The sequence below is a fragment of the Rhizobium sp. C104 genome, assembly GCF_022354505.1.
Lineage (GTDB): Bacteria > Pseudomonadota > Alphaproteobacteria > Rhizobiales > Rhizobiaceae > Rhizobium > Rhizobium redzepovicii.
The window spans coordinates 48,700-67,594 of the sequence record NZ_CP092350.1 but is presented as its reverse complement, the minus strand read 5'-3'; the positions used below and the strand labels follow the sequence as shown (position 1 = coordinate 67,594).

Sequence of the window (18,895 nt, the reverse complement as noted above, 5' to 3'; positions counted from 1 at the left end):
CACCTAGAACCCCCGGACGACATCTTCGATTGCCTTCCACCGGAGCCTTTTTTCCGGATGGCGAAGCCATGTCCGGACATCGATAGAGAAGGACAGGACAATGCTCAGAAACGATATCCAATTCCCTTATGGCGCCGTCTATTTCCGCAAGTCCAATCCGCCGCGCGACGACTGGGAACGCGACTACACCACCGCTGGCGAAGACGGCCTGAACATCTTCCGCCACTGGTTCATGTGGAGCGCCATCGAAGTCGCCCCCGGCGTCTACGACTGGGAAGAATATGACCGCCAGCTCGATCTTGCCGCCCAAAACGGCATCAAGACGATAATCGCTGAGCTCATTCATGCGGTGCCGGATTGGGCCATCCGCAAATATGCCGATGCGCTGCAGGTCAATTCCGACGGCACCAAGCTCGGCTCCTCCATGGGTGTATCGGCGGCAACTGGCGGCTTTTCCAACAATGGCGGCGGCGCCGGTGCGCTGACGCTGAATTGCCCGGAAGTGAAGGAAGCGGCCGGCAATTTTTTGACCGCGCTTGCCACCCGTTACAAGGACCATCCGGCGATCTATGGCTACGACGTCTGGAATGAGTGCAACTATTCCGCCGACGTCGATTACAGCAGCTATGCCAAAGCCGCCTTCCGCAGATGGCTGGAGAAGAAATACGGCAGCTTGAAAGTTCTCGCCAAAGCCTGGCACCGCTACAGCTATGCCGAATGGGAGGATGTCGAGCCGCCGGTCCACATGGCGCCCTATCCGGAATGCATCGACTGGCTGCAGTTCAAGCGTGACAATTTCTATAATCAGATGCAATGGCGCATCGATACGATCCGCGCGGTCGACCAGAAGAACGTGATTGCCGCCCACGGCATTTCCGGCTCGATCCCGAACATGGTCGCCAATGGCTGCGACGACTGGCTCGCCGCTTCCAAGGTCGAAATCTACGGTTTCACCTGGATCCAGGCCCGCAAGGGTACCGAGCCGTGGAAGACTTGGTACGGGGTCGACATCAACCGAGCCGCCGCCCGCGGCAAACCGTTCTGGCATGCGGAGCGTCAGGGCGGTCCGCTCTGGCTGCAGCCGCAGGTGATCGGCCGGGACAAGGAGGACGGCCGCGTCGCCGAGCCCGAGGACATCCGCATCTGGAGTATGACTTCCTTTGCCGGCGGCGCGCGCGGCGTGCTGAACTTGCGCTGGCGTCCGCTGCTCGACGGACCGCTCTTCGGCGCCTTCGGCGCCTATGGCATGGACGGTAGCCGCACGCCACGTTCGGACATGCAGAGTGTAATGGCGAAATGGGCGAACGATCCGGCGCAGGCAGTGCTTTGGGAAGCCAAGCCGGTGCGTGGCGAGGTGGGCATCCTCGTCGTCCGCGAAACGCAGGAATGGGATTACCTGTTGAACTATGACCGCAAGGAAAAGCCCTATCCCGAAGCCATGTGGGGCGCTTACCGCGCCTTCCTCGAACAGGGTCTGCAACCGGATTGGGTCCACATCGACGATATTGACTCCTATGACCTTCTCTATTTCCCTTACCCGATCATGTTCACCGCCGAACAGGCGGCACGCCTGAAAACCTGGGTGGAGAAAGGCGGCACGCTCATTTCCGAAGCCTGCCCCGGCTACTTCGGCGACCGTGGTCATGTCGGCCAGGTGCAGCCTAACCTGGGGCTCGATGAGGTCTTCGGAGTGCGCGAGGAAGACGTTGAATTCATGCCCGACATCGGCGACCGTATCCGTTTCAAGGTCGGCGACATAGCCGTCGATGGCGGAGGTCTGCTGCAATCTTACCGCCTCACAAGCGGCACGGGGCGCGGCTATTTCGACGATGGGCGCCTTGCAGTCGTCGAAAGTCGCTTTGGCAAGGGCCGCACCTTGCTTATCGGAACCAATCCCTCTGTCGCCTTCTATCGCACGGACGGTAGGTCCAATGCCGCTTTTTTTGCCGGGCTTGTGGCCTGGAGCGCCAGGACGCGGCACGTAACCTTATCGAATGAAGCGATCTTTGCTCGCATCCACAGGGGGAGAGCGCAAGCTTCCTATGGCTGGTCAACCCGACACGCAAGAACCAGACAACATCAGTCAGCCTCGCTGAAGGAAAGCTCTTGGGCGCGAAGGCCGCCTGGCCGCCTGAATTTGCTTATGATGCAGACCGGCTCGAAGTGCCGGCGCGAGACGTGCTGATCCTGCCGCTATCGTAGTCAGCAGTGAACGATATTGAACTGGGCCGGACGGATGCAGGCAGTGATCCAGCACTCGTCGGGTCCCTCTCAACGCCGCCGTTCCGGTAGTTTGACGCATTGCAAATGGCTCTTTCTCGCAGTTGAAGGGACTCGAACCGTCGACGCCGCTATTTCACAATCGTATGCAGTTGAAAGGACACGAACCGCAGGCCCTCCCGTCTCACATCGATTTGACTAAAGTCGGCTCGGTGAGGTTTATCTCAGTGACACGGGGAGCGTTTGAGCGTTGATCGAAAGCCGTGAGGGCTATAGATTTGCCCCAACCAGTTGAAGCGAAAGAGGAGGTGTCATGCCTACCGGTACAGTCAAATTTTTCAACGATAACAAGGGATTTGGCTTCATCACGCCTGAGAATGGCGGAACGGACGTCTTCGTTCACCTGTCAGCATTGCAGCGCGGCGGCTCGCTCAGAGAAGGTGACAAGGTAAGCTACGAGTTGGGCCAGGATCGAAAGACCGGAAAGTCGAAGGCAGAAAACGTATCCGTACTCTGATCACCAGACAGCTAATTAGCTCTATTTCAGAGCAAAACACCAGGACCGCTGATCCGGGCGTGGCAAGCTCAAGGAAGCGCTGCTTGGAAGGCTGGGTATCACCTTTCAAGCTCAGGAAGTTGCCGCCCTAGGCGGGGTGGCTGAGTTCGAAGCATTGCTGCGAGGTGCAGTCGGTGCGACTGTCTCGGAACGGCTCGAATGCTCCGGACCTTTCGTGGAACTCCAATGTTCACAGGGTTCTTCCGATCAGCATGATCCTGCGCGAACTCGGTACGAACGCGTTGAAGCACGGGGCGGCTCCGGTACCGGGCGGGAAGATAGGGGTGACCGTGGGAATTCGAGGCCGCGCAGCGGGATCGGATGCTGCACGTATGCCGGTGGCGCGAGGGAGCAGGGCCGCGCATCTCTGAGCCTGAACGCAAGGGCTCGCGGCGCCAGCTCTGTGCGAACAACGACCGTGCGCTTTACCGCAAGCCGAAATGCTGTTCCTTGACGAAGGCACTCGCAGTTGGACGTCGCCAACGAGGCTCGCGTCAACGCCTCTGTGAAGTCTCTCGGCATTACCCGTATCGTCTCCCACCGCGACAATATCCTCGCCGAGCCTTGGTGCAGTCTTTCGGAATGCCAGCGTTTTTAGTGCCTCGCCGGCCGTGATCTTCACGACCGCCAAATCATTGGTCTAAGTTTGTTTCAGGAGAGACGCTCCTTCTGCCGGGCAGGTACTGGACTGACGGGCGGCGCAGTGGTCCTGCGATGTTGATCCGGCGTTGCAGTAGCAGGCGCGCTATTGCCGGTTGGCTGGGCTGCGGCCGTAAAGCAAAAGCATGGCGATGATGACGACGCCATAGATGATCTGCCGCCCTGCCTCCGGCATCTGCATGACGGAGAGGATCGATTGCAGCAGCGTAATCAGGATCACGCCGGCAACGGTGCCGAGATAGGAGCCCTTGCCGCCGAGAATGGAGGTCCCGCCGAGGACGACGGCGGCGATCGAGGGCAGGAGATAAGCATCGCCCATGGACTGCGCCGCTTTGGATGCATAGCCAGCAAGCAGGGCACCGCCGAAGGCGCTCAGCGCCCCTGAGGCAATGAAGGCGATCATGACGATCCGGCGGGTATTGATACCGGAAAGATAGGCGGCACCCTCCCGATTGCCGATACCATAGACGGACCGGCCGAATGTCGTGCGGTTAAGGACGAAGACCGTTGCGGCGCCGACGACCGCCCAGATGAGAACGGCATTGGGTAGCCCGGGCAGAAGGAAGCCGGTTGCCAGATAGCGCATCGCAAATGTTGCCGAATCCTGCGGCGAGAAGCCGCCAGTATAGACGACCATCAATCCTTGCGCGACGGCGTTGGTCGCCAGCGTGATGATCATCGAAGGGATGCGCAAATAGGCGACGCCGATCCCGTTGGCGAGCCCGATCGCCATGCCGCAGGCAATGCCGAAGGGAATGGCCAGAGCCTCGCCGAGTGGACCGTAAGCGGCAGCCGCGCACGCCATCATTCCGCCGACGGCGACAGACCACGGTACGGAAAGATCGATCTGGCCGAGCAGCACGACGATCATCATGCCTGTGGCGATGACGCCAAGAAAGGATGCGACCTTCAACTGCTGTAGGAGGTATTCCGGCGACAGGAAACTCGCCGAATAGAAACTGCCGATGATGAGCAGCAGGAAAATGCAGGCGAAGGCGGTGGCAATGGCCGGGTCCAGCCGATGCATGAACTTGGAATGCCGGGTCACTGGGTGTTCTCGCATTAGGTCGTTCATCCGAACCATTCCAGGCGATTGCGCACACGGAACAATGCGAACGCGCCAAGGCTCACCGCGACGAGCAGCACCACACCCTGGAACAGCGGCTGCCACAGCGGATCGAAATCGAAGACGAAGAGGAGGTCGCCGATGGTCCGGAAGGCGAGGGCTCCGAAGATTGCGCCGATCGCGCTGCCTTTGCCGCCGAACAGGGATACGCCGCCGAGCACCACCGAAGCGATTGAGAACAGTGTATAGGCATTGCCACTCGCAAAGGCTGCCTCGCCGGTGAAGGTGAAGAAGGTGAGGAAGAGCCCGCCAATCGACGCAAGAAGACCGGCGAGCGCATAGGCGGCAAATTTCGCGCGGCGGATGGGCAGGCCGGACATATAAGCCGCGATCTCCGATGAACCGGAGGCATAGGCTGCCCGCCCGATCAGGGAGCGGCTGAACGGTACCCATATGACAAGAACGACGGCGATGAGAGCGACAATGCTGGCCGGGAAAAAGTCGAAGACCTTGCCGGTCATGACGTCTGCCAGTTCCTCGTTGACCGATCCGCCGGGAAAGGGTCGCAGCAGGAGGGCGATGCCGAAGAACACAGCGCCGGTGGCGATCGTGGCAACGATCGGCTGCAACCGTCCATAGATGACGATCAGGCCGTTGAGCGCGCCGCAGGCAAGACCGGTTGCCAGGACAGCCATCACGCCAAGAGCAGTTTCAAGCGGCGAGCCGAGCACGAGCCAGGAAGCCAGTGCATTGGTCAGGATGAAGATCATGCCGACCGACAGGTCGATGCCGGCGGTGATCACCACCAACGTCTGAGCCATCGCGACGAAGGCAAGCAGCACGCCCTTGTTCGCCGCGGTCTGGGCGACATTGGCCGTCAGTCCGGCGGGATGATTGGAGACGTAGATTGCAAACATGACGACAAATATGCCGGCTGCCATCACCGTGCCGCGCCGTTCGCCCAACCGGTAACGCCACTCCTTCATGCCGCGCTCCCCACATTCTCGCTACCGACATTTAATGCGCTCGCCACCAGCGCATGCTCGGTGATGCCGTCGCCCTTCAATTCGCGTCTGATGCTGCCGTTGTAGAAGACCAGAACGCGATCGCAGCAGCCGATCAACTCGCCGTAATCCGTCGAATAAAAGAGAATGGCTGCTCCCGCTTCGGCCAAGCGCCGCAGCAACTGATAGATCTCCTGCTTGGTGCCGACATCGATGCCGCGTGTCGGATCGTTAAGCAGAATGATCCGCGGCTTGCGCATCAGCCACTTGGCGATGACGACCTTCTGTTGGTTGCCACCGGAGAGCGCTCCGACCGGGATGTCAAGACCTGCCGTCTTGATCGCGAGTAGCTGTACCATTTCCTCGATCAGCCGTTCTTCCTTTTCCTGATCTATCACCCACGCTCTGGACACCCGGTCCAATACAGCAAAGGATAGATTTTCCCGGACCGTCATCGGCAGCATCAAGCCTTCCGTCTTGCGGTCCTCTGGGATGAGCGCCATGCCTATTTGTCCGGATTTTGCCGCTGCCGGGCTTGCGAGCGTAACCGCCTTGCCGTCGACTAGGACGGAACCTGTCGTCCCGCGCAGGACGCCGAAGAGCGCAAGCAGCAGCTCGCGCTGCCCTTGCCCATCCAGGCCTCCAAGCCCGACGACTTCACCACGACCGACGGTAAGCGAAATGTCGTGCAGCGTATCCGCCCAGCCGAGCTTGCGGCATTCCAGGACCGGACGGACTTCATCCTTCGCAACTCGTTCCGGTTTCGGCGGAAAGGCGCGGCTGTATTCCCGACCGATCATCATCTCGACGATCTCGCCATCGCTGTGCGTGGCTGCCGGGAAACTCGCCACATTGCGGCCGTTGCGCAAGACCGTGCATTGATCCGCCAATTCGGCGATCTCCTGCATCCGATGAGAAATGTAAAGGATTGCCAGCCCTTCGGACCTCAGCCGCCGCAAAACGGAGAAGACCTTGGCGACGTCGGCTGCCGTCAGTGCCGACGTTCCTTCGTCAAGAATGAGAATGCGCGGCTTCCAGGCGAGCGCCTTGGCGATCTCCACCAGTTGTCGGCGCGAGAGCGGCAGGTCCTTGACCAGCTCGCGCGGATGAATGTCGCTGGCGCCTGCCCGCGCGAGCATCTCCTCGGCGATGACGCGTTGCGCCTTGCGGTCAATCAGGCCGAAACGGCGCGGCGGAGCGGCGATAGAGATGTTGTCGGCAACGCTGAGGTCCGGGATCAGCGAGAGTTCCTGAAATACGCAGGTGACGCCGGCGGCTGAAGCCTCGGCCGGGGAGCGGAAGGTTACCGGATGCCCGTCGAGCAGCATGCGGCCTTCATCCGGCGCGACGACGCCGGCCATGATCTTGATCAGCGTGGATTTGCCCGCACCGTTCTCGCCTAGAATAGCGTGGATTTTCCCGGCATCCACGGTGAGTTCGGCGTTTTCCAACGCATGTACGCCGCCGTAACGCTTCGATACACCGCTCAACATAAAGAGCGGGGTTGCCGCCGGTTTTTCTGGTGCCGTCATGAATGTCCTCGGGGCAGGTGTTTCTCGCGCGCCGCGGGCAGAGCCGCGGCACGCCGCTCAAGCGATCCGGTTGGCCCCCCGCCTATTGGTTTTCCTTCGACTGCCCCATGATCTCCTGTGCGGTGAAATCGATTCCGCAGGTCGGAAAAGCGTTGCCGACGAAGAAATTGTCCGACTGATCCGGATAGAAGTCCTGGCCCTCCTTGAAGTTCGGGTCCTCGACGATTGCCAGCGGCAGCTTGATGGACTGCGGCACGACCTGTCCTTCAAGTGCTGCGATCGCCGTCTTGATGGCAACCGCCACCTGGGCAGGCCCGGTGCCGGCCGAGGAGCATTTCAGGCCTTCGCCAGCATATTTGGCGCAGAACTTGCGGAAGCCGTTTTCCGTTTCGCCACCGAAAGGCACGAACGGATGTTTGGCATCGATCATTGCCTGCACGACGCCGGTATCGCCGCCCTGCGCGGTGATGCCGTCGAACTTCTTGTGCACGGCTATCGCGTCGGCGGTGGCCTTCTGTGCCGTCGGGTCGTCCCACTTGCCGAGCACTTCGACGACATCCCACTTCTTGCCGGTGGCATCCAAGGTTTCGTGTATGCCGTTGTGGCGGTCGGTATCGACTGATGTTCCGGCAACCCCGCGCACCTCGAGAACCTTGCCGCCGTCAGGCAGGTGCTTTGCTAGCCAGTTCGCCCACAACACACCAAGGCCCTTCTGGTCGACGTTGACGTTGATTGCGTCTTGCGTATCCAGAATATTGTCGAAGGCGACCAGGACGACGCCTGCCTGCTTTGCGCGCTTGATGACCGGTCCAAATGCCGTCGGATTCTGGGCATTGACGACGATGGCGTCGTAACCGGAATCGATGAAGTTGTTGATCGCCGAAATCTGCGCCGGCACGTCCTCACCGGTGGAAACGACCTTGAACTCCTTGAGTTTGGCGGCGACATCCGGCTGAGCAGCATAGGCTTTCGCCGTCTGGATCATCTGAATGCGCCAGGTGTTGGCGATATAACCATTGGCGAGCGCGATGCGATAAGGCCCGTCTTTTTTCGGAAATTTGAAGAACTTGGTATCCGCCGCCCACGGCGCGAAGCAGTCAGCCTCGGCCGCAGGCCCGCTGACAATTTCCGGTTGGGCAAGAGCCGTGGAGTGGGAAAGCGTAAATGCAGCCGCGGCGAGAAGGCCGCCGACCAATGTCTTGTACATCAAATCCTCCCATTTTTTGCCATGTTCGGATCGGCATCGAATGGGTGTCGGAATCATCGACTGTCCGCTGCAGTTTGTTCTGCAGTCGGTTGCCGGTCCGGCAGTGCATGTCGATACGCTATCCAAATGACGCCGGATGGGCTCCTCCCGAGGGCGTCACGCAGCCGATGTTAGCGCTGCCAATTATGATTGTAAAGAAGCACGCAATGACCTGATTAACGCGGATTCTCAATCTCATCCGGAGAAGATAGGGTCGCCGGGGCCTGTCCTGCGGCTACTCTTTTGCCGCCACGAATTGACTTCACACGATGCCGTGGTGCACTGGAGCTTGTCGTAGCAACAAAATTGCCCGCGATCGCGACGTCCTGCGACCAGCCGGTTGCATCGTGATGCCGAACAACAATTTTCGCCAGCGGTTGCCACAGCACCCGGCCCTTCTGAGTCGCCCATGCTGCGAAAGCTTGCGCACACAGGCACATCGTTTAGCAAACTGCTGCGTTACGAACGGATGCAGTTGGTGAGGCTGTTGGTCGGCCCTTCAGTTCGAGCAGTCGAAATGGAGACTGGTGCATTACGACGCGCTGTTGTTGCTCATTTTCTCGCTGCTCAGTTCGATCCCGTGAAGGTGAGCGTGCGGGCACCTCGGCGCTCGACTGTCATTCCGCGACAACAAGAACGGCAATCTCCCTGTGTTTACCGTCCCTATGGCCCCGGGCAGTCGAAAAACTCACCAGGGAAGCATCTCAATGACGCGCCCGGACTTCCACGACACTGTGGTATGTGCGCCTTCTGACCCGTTGGGCACGATGGCCGTAACTGCAGCGATAAGAGATCATATGCTCTCAGCAGGAAAAGCTGCAACCATCGTCCCGCGACAATGAGATGCGTAGATCGCTCTGGCTCAAGTGCGGTGCTAACCAGTGCGACAAGGCGGCAACACTACGTGCGATCGCATAGTTCGGGATTCGGACATCATTGCGGGAGCTCCATGCCATTATTGCCAGCAGTGCCGAAATCGCTACGCCGAATAGTCATCATCAGCGACTTCCAGGGCGGCAATCGCGGAAACGCAAAGCCCGGACCAGGCGTGGTCTCGCGAACGGTGGCTCGCGGGCAATCGGGGACCTCGTCCACAACCCGCCGATCGGAGCTCAAACTTTCAGGTGATCGGCGGCCATATCGAACGGCTGCCGATTGCCGTTCTCAAAGCCGGCCTTGTGGACTCCGCCGCGGTCTGCACACATTGGCACGGCGCGACCGCCGAACGGCTTGGCGTCAGCCCTTTCCTGATGCGCCGCGCATTTCAGCCAAACAGGTCCGAAGCTCCGGTTTCTTCCAACGACATACCCCGTAATTGATGCCGACCTTCATCTCAAAATAAAAGCCCCGCGGTCGTTGCCACACCGCGGGGCTCTTTGACGCCAGACCCGGGAGAAAGAGGTCAGGCGGCTTGAACTTTTCTAGATGTGCGGGCCCATTCGGGCAGCCAGTTGCCGTGGCTGGCGAGCAGGTCGTCGACCAGCGACCAGATCTGGTCGAGGTCGAGTTCGGCGGCCGTGTGCGGATCCATCATCGCGGCGTGGTAGATGTGCTCGCGATTTTCCGTCATCAGCGCCTGCACCGTCAGCTCCTGCACGTTGATGTTGGTGCGGATCAGCGCGGTCAGCTGCGGCGGCAGGTCGCCGATGAAGGTCGGCTGGATGCCGGAGGCGTCGACCAGGCAGGGCACTTCGGCGGCGCAATTGGCGGGCAGCGAGGTGATGCAGCCATTGTTGCGGACATTGCCGTAGATGACCGAGGGTTCGCCGGTCCAGACCGAGTTGATGATCGAGGAGGCATATTCCTTCGACGGCTGAACCTCGATCTTGTCGGCGCTGCGATAGGCCTCCGCCTGGCCCTTCCAGCGCTCGATCTGCTCAATGCAGCGCTTCGGATATTCATCGAGCGGAATGCCGAATTTCTCGATCAGGTCGTCGCGGCCCTCCTTGATGAAATAGGGGGTGTATTCGGCGAAATGCTCCGAGCTTTCGGTGACGAAATAACCGAGCCGCGTCAGCATCTCGTAGCGCACCTTGTTCGGGCAGCGCGGGTTCCAGCCGGGCTTCGGCGCCCTGCCCTCGCGGTAGCCGCGGACGAGGTCGGGATAGAGGTTGCGGTAGGAGCCGTCGGCCTGGCGATGCTCGAATTTGAGATAGAAGGCCATGTGGTTGATGCCGGCCGCGCGGTAGCGGATTTCCTCGTAGGGAATGTCAAGATCGTGGGCGAGTTCCATCGCCGTGCCCTGCACCGAATGGCAGAGGCCGACCTGGCGGATGGTCGGGTACTTCTCCGCTATTGCCCAGGTGTTGATCGCCATCGGGTTGACATATTGCAGCATGATCGCTTCCGGGCAGACGGCGAGCATGTCCTCGCAGACCTTCCAGAGATGCGGCACGGTGCGTAAGCCCCGCATGATGCCGCCGACGCCGAGCGTATCGGCGATCGTCTGGCGCAGGCCGTATTTCTTCGGCACTTCGAAATCGGTGACGGTGCAGGGCTCATAGCCGCCGATCTGGAAGGCGACGACGACGAAATCAGCGCCGGCAAGCGCCTTGCGCTGGTCGGAATAGGTCTCGGCCTTGGCCTTGACGCCGAGCGTCGAGATCAGCTTGTTGACGACGATAGCGCTTTCCTCGAGCCGCTGCGGGTTGAGATCCATCAGCGCGATCGTTGCGCCCGAAAGCGCCGGACGCTGCAACACGTCGCCGATGATGTTCTTCATGAAAACGGTGGAGCCAGCTCCGATGAATGTGATCTTGGGATTTGCTGCCATTATAACCTCCGGCATTCGATAGTCATGCTACCTCGAAAGCGGCTTTGACGAGCCGTTCGGTGTAGGCGGTCTTGGGATGGGTGAGAACCTCGTTGACGGGGCCCTCTTCGACGATCTTGCCGTGCTGCATGACGATGACGCGGTGGCAAAGCGCCCGGACGACCTTGAGGTCGTGGGAAATGAAGAGGTAGCTCAGACCCCGCTCGTCCTGCAGCTTGCGCAGCAGTTCGATGATTTGGGCCTGGACGGAAAGGTCGAGCGCCGATGTCGGCTCGTCGAGCAGGATGAATTCCGGCTCCAGCGCGATGGCGCGGGCAATGGCGATGCGCTGGCGCTGGCCGCCGGAAAATTCATGCGGGAAACGCGAGAGGATATTGCCGGGCATGCCGGCTGAGATCAGCGCCTCGCGCACCCTGTCCTGCCGCTCGGCCCTGGTGGCGCCCAGCCGGTTGACGACGAGGCCTTCCTCGATGATCTGGCCGATCGTCATGCGCGGGTTGAGCGAGGAGAACGGGTCCTGGAACACCACCTGCATGCGGGCCCGTAGCGGCCGCATCTCGGCCCTGGAAAGCCCGTGGATCGGCTGATGGTCGAAATGGATCTCGCCGCTGTCGGGCGTATTCAGCCGCAGGATCGCCTGGCCGAAGGTCGTCTTGCCGGAGCCGGATTCACCGACGAGGCCGAGCGTCTCGTGACGGCGCAGCGTCAGATCAAGGCTGTCGACGGCGACAAGCTCGCGCATCGCCGGCTTGAGGAAGGTGCCGTGGCGCAGCATGAAGGCGACGCGCACGCCCTTGGCGTCGAGGATGACATCCGATCCCGCCGGCAGCGGATTGGCCTCGCCGCGCGGCTCGGAGGCAAGCAGATGTCTTGTATAGGCGTGCTGCGGATTGGCAAACAGCGCCTCGGTGGTGTTGTGCTCGCGCACTTCGCCATGTTGCATCACATAGACGTAATCGGAAAACTGCCGCACCACCGTCAGGTCGTGGGTGATGAGGATGACGGCCATCCCCATTTCCTTCTGCAGGTTGCGGATCAGGTTGAGGATCTGCGCCTGCACGGTGACGTCGAGCGCCGTCGTCGGCTCGTCGGCGATCAGCACATCGGGATCGTTGGCGAGTGCCATGGCGATCATCACGCGCTGGCGCTGGCCGCCGGAAAGCTGATGGGGATATTGCCGGATGCGCGCGGCGGGGTCGGGGATCTGCACATGTTCGAGCAGTTCGAGCGCCCGCTTTTCCGCATCCCTGCGGCTCATGCGGCGATGCACGCGGATCGCCTCGACGATCTGGCTGCCGATCGTATAGATCGGGTTCAGCGAGCTCATCGGCTCCTGAAAGATCATCGAAATGCGGTCACCGCGCAGCTTGCGGCGCTCCCGCTCGGAGAATTTGAGAATATTGCTGCCGTCATAGGAAACCGTCGATTTGCCGGAGACGACGGCGCGCTTCGACAGAAGCCCCATCACCGTTCTTGCGGTCACCGATTTGCCGGAGCCTGATTCGCCGACGATGGCGATGGTCTCGCCGCGATAGAGCTGGAAGGACACGTCCTTGACGGCTTCGACCATGCCGTCCTCGACCTTGAAGTTCACCGCCACGTTGCGGGCGTCGATGATCGGTGTGTCCGAGCGGCCGTCATGGTCGTGGCGGACAAGCGGGGCGAAGGAATTGACCAGGGAAAGAGCCATATCAATCACCTCAATAAGGATCGACCGCGTCGCGCAGTCCGTCGCCCAGCGCATTGAAGGCGAAGACGGTGACGAGCACGAAGCCGACGGGAGAGAGAATCCAGGGATAGGAACCGATGACCGAATAGGTCGCCGTATCCTGCAGCATCAGCCCCCAGGAGATCAGTGGCGGCTTGACGGCAAAGCCGAGGAAACCGAGGAAGGATTCGAGCAGCACGACGCTCGGTATGTGCAGTGTCACCGCGACGATGACATGGCTCATCACGTTCGGGAAGATATGCTGCATGATGATGCGCTTGTCGGTGGCGCCGACCGCCATTGCCGCGCGGACATAATCGATGCGGGCGAGCGCTAAGGTCTTGCCGCGCACCTCGCGCGACATCTGCGCCCAGCCGAGCGCCGACATGACGAAGATGACGAAGGCGAGGAAGACATTGGTCGGCGCCGTCACCGGGATCAGCGAGGTCAGCGCCAGATAGAGCGGTAATTGCGGGAAGGCGAGCACCAGCTCGACGAAGCGCTGCAGCCAGATATCGAAGGTGCCGCCGAAATAGCCCGAAACCATGCCGACCGTCGTGCCGATCAGGGTGACGATGAAGACGACGGTGAGCGCGATCATCAGCGAGATGCGCGAGCCGATGATGGCGCGCGACAGCACGTCACGGCCAAACTTGTCGGTGCCGAGGAAATGCACCGGCTGGCCGTCGGTCGAGCCGAAGAAGTGGCGGTCTGCCGGGATCAGGCCGAACAGCTTGTACTCGGCGCCCTTGACGAAAAAGCCGAGCAGCCTCGGATTGTCGTAATCCATGCCGACGATCGGCTGGAAGGTGACCGGGTCGAGTTCCTCGGAATCCGACAGCGCATAGACGCGCGGCTGGAAGACGAAATTGCCGTCCTTGTCGTGGAAGCTCATCACCTGCGGCGGGGCGAAGCCGACATCGGTCGCCTTCGGATCCATCGGCGCGACGAAATCAGCAAAGATCGCCATGAAGAGCAGCAGCCCGACCAGGATGAGCCCGGCCATGCCGGTCCAGGAGCGCCTGAGCCGGCGCCAGACCAGGGCGATGTAGCTCTCATGCCCGCGCGATGGCTTGCTGACCGAAGGTTCGGTCGTCGTCGGCGGTGGCGGCGAGGAGTCGAAAGCCAGCATCTCAGGCTCCTTCATATTGGCGGACACGCGGGTCGAGCATCGCCAGCAGCATGTCGGCAATGATGTTGCCGACGATCAGCGTCGCCGACAGCACCAACATGAAGGTGGCGGTGACATAGACGTCGCCGATCGCCATCGAGCCGACGATCGCCGGGCCGACGGTCGGTAGCGCAAAGATGATGGCGGTCTCGATCTCGCCGGTCAGCATGTAAGGCAGCACGACGCCCTGATACATCACCAGCGGGTGCAGCGCATTCGGCACCGCGTGGCGCATCACCACCGCCCCGCCGGAAAGCCCCTTGGCCCTGGCCGTCTCGACATATTGGGCATTCAGCGTATCGAGCAGGTTGCCGCGCATCACCCGCATATTGTAGGCGAGCCCGCCGAAGGTGGCGATCGCCACGACCGGCCAGACATGGTGGACGAGGTCGACGAATTTCGCCCACGACCAGGGCGCCCCGCCATATTGCGGCGAGAAGAAGCTGCCGATTTCGGACACGTTGAACTGGAAGACCAGGAGATAGACGATGATCAGCGCCATCAGGAAGCGCGGCACCGTCATGCCGAGAAAGGAAACCGCCGAAAGCGTGCTGTCGATCCAGCTGTATTGGCGGGTCGCCGCCCAGATGCCGAAGCCGATGCCGAGCACGGAAGCGAAGATGTGGCAGACGAGCGCCAAGAGCAGCGTGCGCGGCAGCCGCTCGGCAACGACATCGGCGACCGGCTTGTTGTAGAACATGCTGTAGCCGAAATCGCCGCGGGTAACGATGCCGCCGATCCAGTTGACGTATTGAACGACCATCGGCTTGTCCAGGCCGTGTTCGACCCGGTAGGCCTGTGCCTGGGCGTCGGCCTGGGCGTAGGAAGCGCCGCCCTGGTTGATCAGCTGCGATCTTATATAGTCGGCGTAGTCGCCGGGCGGAGCCTGGATGATCGCGAAGGTCACCACGCTCAGGATGAAAAGGACGGGGATCGCGGAGGCTATGCGCACGAGCAGGAATCGTAACATCGGACGGTCCGCTTTTCCTTGCCGCCAGTCGCTCCTTGTCGGCGCGGCCGGCTCGTTGGTCATATCCGGCCGCGCGCCACGCGCGGCCGGAAGCTCATTTCAGCTGGGAGGGAGTTCTCCGGCGCGCCGCATCGGATGCGACGCGCTCAGCTCTTTGTCCTGATGACACCGATCAGTTGATCGGACCCTTGTCGCCGGGCTTGCCGGGCAGCTGCTCGGGGAACAGCTCATATTTGCCCTGCTTGTCGGCGGCCACCCACAGACGTTCGCGGATCACCGAATCTTCAGCCCAGTTGAACATGAAGATCGGGTGCCCTGCGGCACGTTCGAGAACCGCTTGTTGATGATCAGCGCGCCCGGATATTCGGTCAGGCCCACCGTGTTGACGTGCTCGGTCGAGATCTTCTGATATTGCTTCATCAGATCGACGCGCTCGTCGTTGCTCTGGCTTGTCGTGAACTTGTTGACGACGTCGACAAGCTCGTTTTCGAAGGGCATCAGATCGAGCTTGTCGTCCTTGCCGGCGCGATGTTGCCAGCTGGTGCGCGGGCCGACGGGGGCGAGCTGCTCGGTATTCTGCACCACCGACGACAGTTCCGTCGTGTTGCGCTGGATCAGCCAGTCGAAGCGGCCGGCATAATGCGCATCGTCACGCTTGGCGCCGTCGAGCGCGTTGAGGACGATCTTCAGCCCGAGCTTCTCCATCTGGCCGACGACACCTTCGGCAAGGCTCTTGTCGGTCGTGTACTGATTGTTGATCAGCATGACGATTTCGACATTCTTGCCGCCGGCCGTCCCGGCCGGGAAGTTCACGATGCCGTCGCCGTCGGTATCCTTCAGCCCTGCCTTGGCGAGTTCCGCCTTGGCGCCCTTGAGATCGAAGGGATAGTAGACGGTGGAGTTGCGGTCGTAGAAGCTGGTGCCGGATGAAAGCCCACCCGGATAGATCGCCGTGAACGGCCCCTTGACCAGCGAGTCGCCGATCGCCTTGCGGTCGAGCGCCATGGTGACGGCCTTGCGGAAGTCCTCGTTGCGGTTCAGTTCGCGGATCGCCTGGCCGCGCTCGTCCGGGCTGCCCCAGCCGTTGGCGGAAAAGTTCATGCGCAGGTTATAGCCGATGAGGCGCGGCCCGAAGGCCAGGCGGGCGGGTGCCGTCTTCTCGGCGGCACGCTTCAGCGAGGCGACGAAGTTTTCCGGCTGCTCGAGGTTGGAAATGTCGGCGGATCCTGCCACCGCCTGCACGTCGCGGTCGGCCCAGGTCGAGAGCTTGTAGTGCAGCTCATTGAGATAAGGCAGCTGATTGCCCTTCTCGTCGACCTTCCAGTAATAGGGGTTGCGGCGCAGTACGATGATATCGTCGGAGCGATATTCCACTGGCACCCAGGCGCCCATCACCGGCATGTTCATGTATTCCGGCGGGAAGGCGTTCTTGAACTGGTCGTAGGTGTTCTTCGAATATTTCGGATGCTGCGGTTTCAGGATATGCGACGGACCCGGGCAGAAGTTCGGGTAGGACATCGTGTAGAGATATTGCTTCGGAAAGGCCTCCTTGAAGGTCCATTCGACGGTGTAATCGTCGATCTTCTTCAGCGTCGTGCCGACGCCGAAAGCCTCCGGCGAGGCGCCGCCGCCGAGCGGCGAGACGTTCGGATCGATGACTTCGTCATCCCAGTAGAACATGATGTCGTCGGCATTGAAGGGCGCACCGTCAGACCACTTGGCGCCTTCGACCAGGTGCATGGTCAGCTTGTGGCCGTCGGCGGACCAATCCCAGCTCTTGGCCAGGTTCGGCAGCGGCTCGGTGTCCTGGGCTTTCACCTGGAACAGCGGCGCGGTGCGCGTCAGGCATTCGGAAAGGCCGATATCGATACCGCCCCAGCCCTGCGTCTGGCCGGCGCCGTAGTTCCAGCCTTCCGGCCGGCCGCCGATGACGTGGCGCATCGTATCGCCGTAGACGCCGATGCCGTCGGGCATGTTGCCGGTTTTGAAGACCATCGGCTCCTTCGGCAGACGGTCCTTGACCGGCGGCAGCTTGCCGGCGGCGACGAAATTCTTCGTGACCCAGTCGGGCTCGTGATATTCGGGCAGCGCCTTGAACTCGAGGATGGAGTCTCGCGCCACATAGTTGATCTTGCCTTCGGCCGGGAAATCCGGTGGCACCGGCGGCACGGTTGCCTCGGAGGCATAGGCATTCACCGCCAGAACCGAGACGCCGAGCGCCAGTCCGGCCAGAATGCTTGCGTTGCGGAAATTCATGATCGTTTCTCCCTTTTGTTCCGGAGCGCGGGTCACGCGGCTCTCTTCTCCTCGAACGATATGAAGGCGGGCCCGGTATCATGGATTTCTCTCCCGGAAACCCATGACGACCAGCCTTCACGAAATGTCAGACGGCCTGTTTCAGCGCCGCCTTTTCCGCGCGCAGCTCTTCGATCGAGCGAACGTTGCGGCGTGCAGCGCCCGCCCAGTCGCGGGTCTGCACCTTGGATTTCGACAGCCGCTCCTTGGCGGCCGGCACGGCATCGGCATATTGCGGCAGCCAGCGCGCCTGGGCAACGACCATCTCGTCGACCATCTGCCAGACCTCCTCGGGCGTCGAGACGGCGCCGACCAGCGGGTCGTGCAGTACGGCGAGCTTCAGTAGGTCGATGTCGCCTGTGATCGCCGCATGCACCGACATGCGCTGGACGTTGATCGAGGCGATGCAGGTAGCGGCACAGGCTTCCGGCAGGGTGACGCCCGAGACCATGTTGATGCCGAAGCGGTCGACGAAGCCGGGCGATTCGATGATCGCATCGGAGGGCAGGTTGGTGATGACGCCGTTATTTTTGACGTTGAAATGGCCGCGATAGACCCGGTTCGTCTCCAGCGCCTCGAGGATGTGGCTCGCATGTTCGTTCGAGCGCTTGGCGGGGTCGATCGGCTTTGAGGCGGATTCCAGGAATTGCGGGAATTCGGTCTCGAACCAGTTGCGGGTTTCGGTGGAATGGCGGAGATAGCCGCCGGTCTCGCCGTGGATCCAGTCGGACATGTCGATCCAGCGGGTGATTTCCTCCGGCCGCTTGCGGTACCAGGGCAGGTACTCTGAAAGGTGGCCGTTGCTCTCGGTGGAATAGACGCCGAACCGCTTCAGCACGTCGATGCGCAGCTTCTCCTGCTGCGAATAAACGGGATGCGCCTCGAAGGCGGCGATCAGCTCGTCCCTGCCGATCCTGCGGCCATTGAGGCGCAGGTCGATGAACCAGGTCTGGTGGTTGATGCCGGAGCAGACATAGTCGAGTTCACCCAGCGACTTGGCGCCGAGCACCTCGGCGATCTGTTCGGCGCCGTGCTGGACGCCGTGGCAGAGGCCGACGGTATCGACCTTGCCGTATTCGATAGCCGCCCAGGTGTTCATCGCCATCGGATTGGCATAGTTCAGGAATTTCGCACCGGGCTCGGCGACCTCGCGGATATCCTTGCAGAAGTCGAGGATCACCGGAATGTTGCGCTGGCCATAGAGGATGCCGCCGGCGCAGATCGTATCGCCGACGCATTGGTCGATGCCGTATTTCAGCGGGATTCTGATATCGTCGGCATAGGCCTCAAGGCCGCCGACGCGCACGCAGCTGATGATGTAGCGCGCGCCGGTCAGTGCCTGGCGCCGGTCGGTCGTCGCCGTCACCTTGGTCGGCAACCCGTTCGCCTCGACGATCCGGTCGAGAATCGCCCTGATCATCTCCAGATTATGTTCGCTGAGATCGGTCAGCGCGAATTCAACGTCGCGAAACTCCGGAACGCACAATATGTCGGTAAACAGCTTCTTGGTGAAACCAACGCTGCCCGCACCGATGATAGCGATTTTGAAACTCATGATCTTCACCTCGACCCAATCGAATGCTACAGGAAAAACGGCCATGAAGGATCAGGCCGCATGCTAGCGCATGCGGTTGAAAAAGCCGAAAAACTGTCTGTTTTCCTCCCGGCCGCCCTTTCGGCCGTGGTCTCTTCCC

The 18,895-nt window shown here is 61.1% G+C and carries 10 protein-coding genes and 2 pseudogenes; 2 read left to right on the top strand and 10 right to left on the bottom strand.

From position 1 onward, the window contains the following. Window positions 1–100 precede the first annotated feature (100 nt). Window positions 101–2,202 (top strand): annotated as a pseudogene (locus MF410_RS24760) (beta-galactosidase). Between the two features lie 331 nt (window positions 2,203–2,533). Further along, complete coding sequence (locus tag MF410_RS24755) at window positions 2,534–2,737, top strand: cold-shock protein (protein WP_097625529.1); 204 nt, start codon at window positions 2,534–2,536, stop codon at window positions 2,735–2,737. Between the two features lie 784 nt (window positions 2,738–3,521). Here MF410_RS24755 and MF410_RS24750 read toward each other — a convergent pair. The 10 genes and pseudogenes from MF410_RS24750 to MF410_RS24705 form a co-directional block, all read right to left on the bottom strand. Then, complete coding sequence (locus MF410_RS24750) at window positions 3,522–4,511, bottom strand: ABC transporter permease (protein ID WP_097625530.1); 990 nt, start codon at window positions 4,509–4,511, stop codon at window positions 3,522–3,524. Then, entirely contained in the window at window positions 4,508–5,488 is a 981-nt protein-coding gene (locus tag MF410_RS24745; RefSeq protein WP_097625531.1) for an ABC transporter permease, read from the bottom strand. Before MF410_RS24745 ends, MF410_RS24750 begins: the two co-directional genes overlap by 4 nt. Beyond that, window positions 5,485–7,038, bottom strand: coding sequence for a sugar ABC transporter ATP-binding protein (locus MF410_RS24740; RefSeq protein ID WP_097625532.1), 1,554 nt, complete (start codon window positions 7,036–7,038; stop codon window positions 5,485–5,487). The genes MF410_RS24745 and MF410_RS24740 overlap by 4 nt, the downstream gene beginning before the upstream one ends. An 82-nt stretch (window positions 7,039–7,120) precedes the next feature. Then, complete coding sequence (locus tag MF410_RS24735; protein ID WP_239620578.1) at window positions 7,121–8,245, bottom strand: sugar ABC transporter substrate-binding protein; 1,125 nt, start codon at window positions 8,243–8,245, stop codon at window positions 7,121–7,123. A gap of 1,441 nt (window positions 8,246–9,686) precedes the next feature. Next, window positions 9,687–11,057: an alpha-glucosidase/alpha-galactosidase gene (locus tag MF410_RS24730; protein WP_097625534.1), complete on the bottom strand. Its 1,371-nt coding sequence runs from the start codon at window positions 11,055–11,057 to the stop codon at window positions 9,687–9,689. Window positions 11,058–11,079: 22 nt separating this feature from the next. Next, entirely contained in the window at window positions 11,080–12,747 is a 1,668-nt protein-coding gene (locus tag MF410_RS24725; protein WP_097625535.1) for an ABC transporter ATP-binding protein, read from the bottom strand. Between the two features lie 10 nt (window positions 12,748–12,757). Continuing rightward, the gene (locus MF410_RS24720) at window positions 12,758–13,897 is read right to left on the bottom strand and encodes an ABC transporter permease (RefSeq protein ID WP_097625536.1); all 1,140 of its coding nucleotides are present in this window, start codon (window positions 13,895–13,897) and stop codon (window positions 12,758–12,760) included. Between the two features lies 1 nt (window position 13,898). Continuing rightward, a complete protein-coding gene (locus tag MF410_RS24715; RefSeq protein ID WP_097625537.1) occupies window positions 13,899–14,906 on the bottom strand; it encodes an ABC transporter permease in 1,008 nt (335 codons plus the stop codon). Window positions 14,907–15,078: 172 nt separating this feature from the next. Continuing rightward, window positions 15,079–17,165, bottom strand: a pseudogene (locus MF410_RS24710) (ABC transporter substrate-binding protein). Window positions 17,166–17,289: 124 nt separating this feature from the next. Next, the gene (locus tag MF410_RS24705; protein ID WP_239620577.1) at window positions 17,290–18,756 is read right to left on the bottom strand and encodes an alpha-glucosidase/alpha-galactosidase; all 1,467 of its coding nucleotides are present in this window, start codon (window positions 18,754–18,756) and stop codon (window positions 17,290–17,292) included. Window positions 18,757–18,895 lie beyond the last annotated feature (139 nt).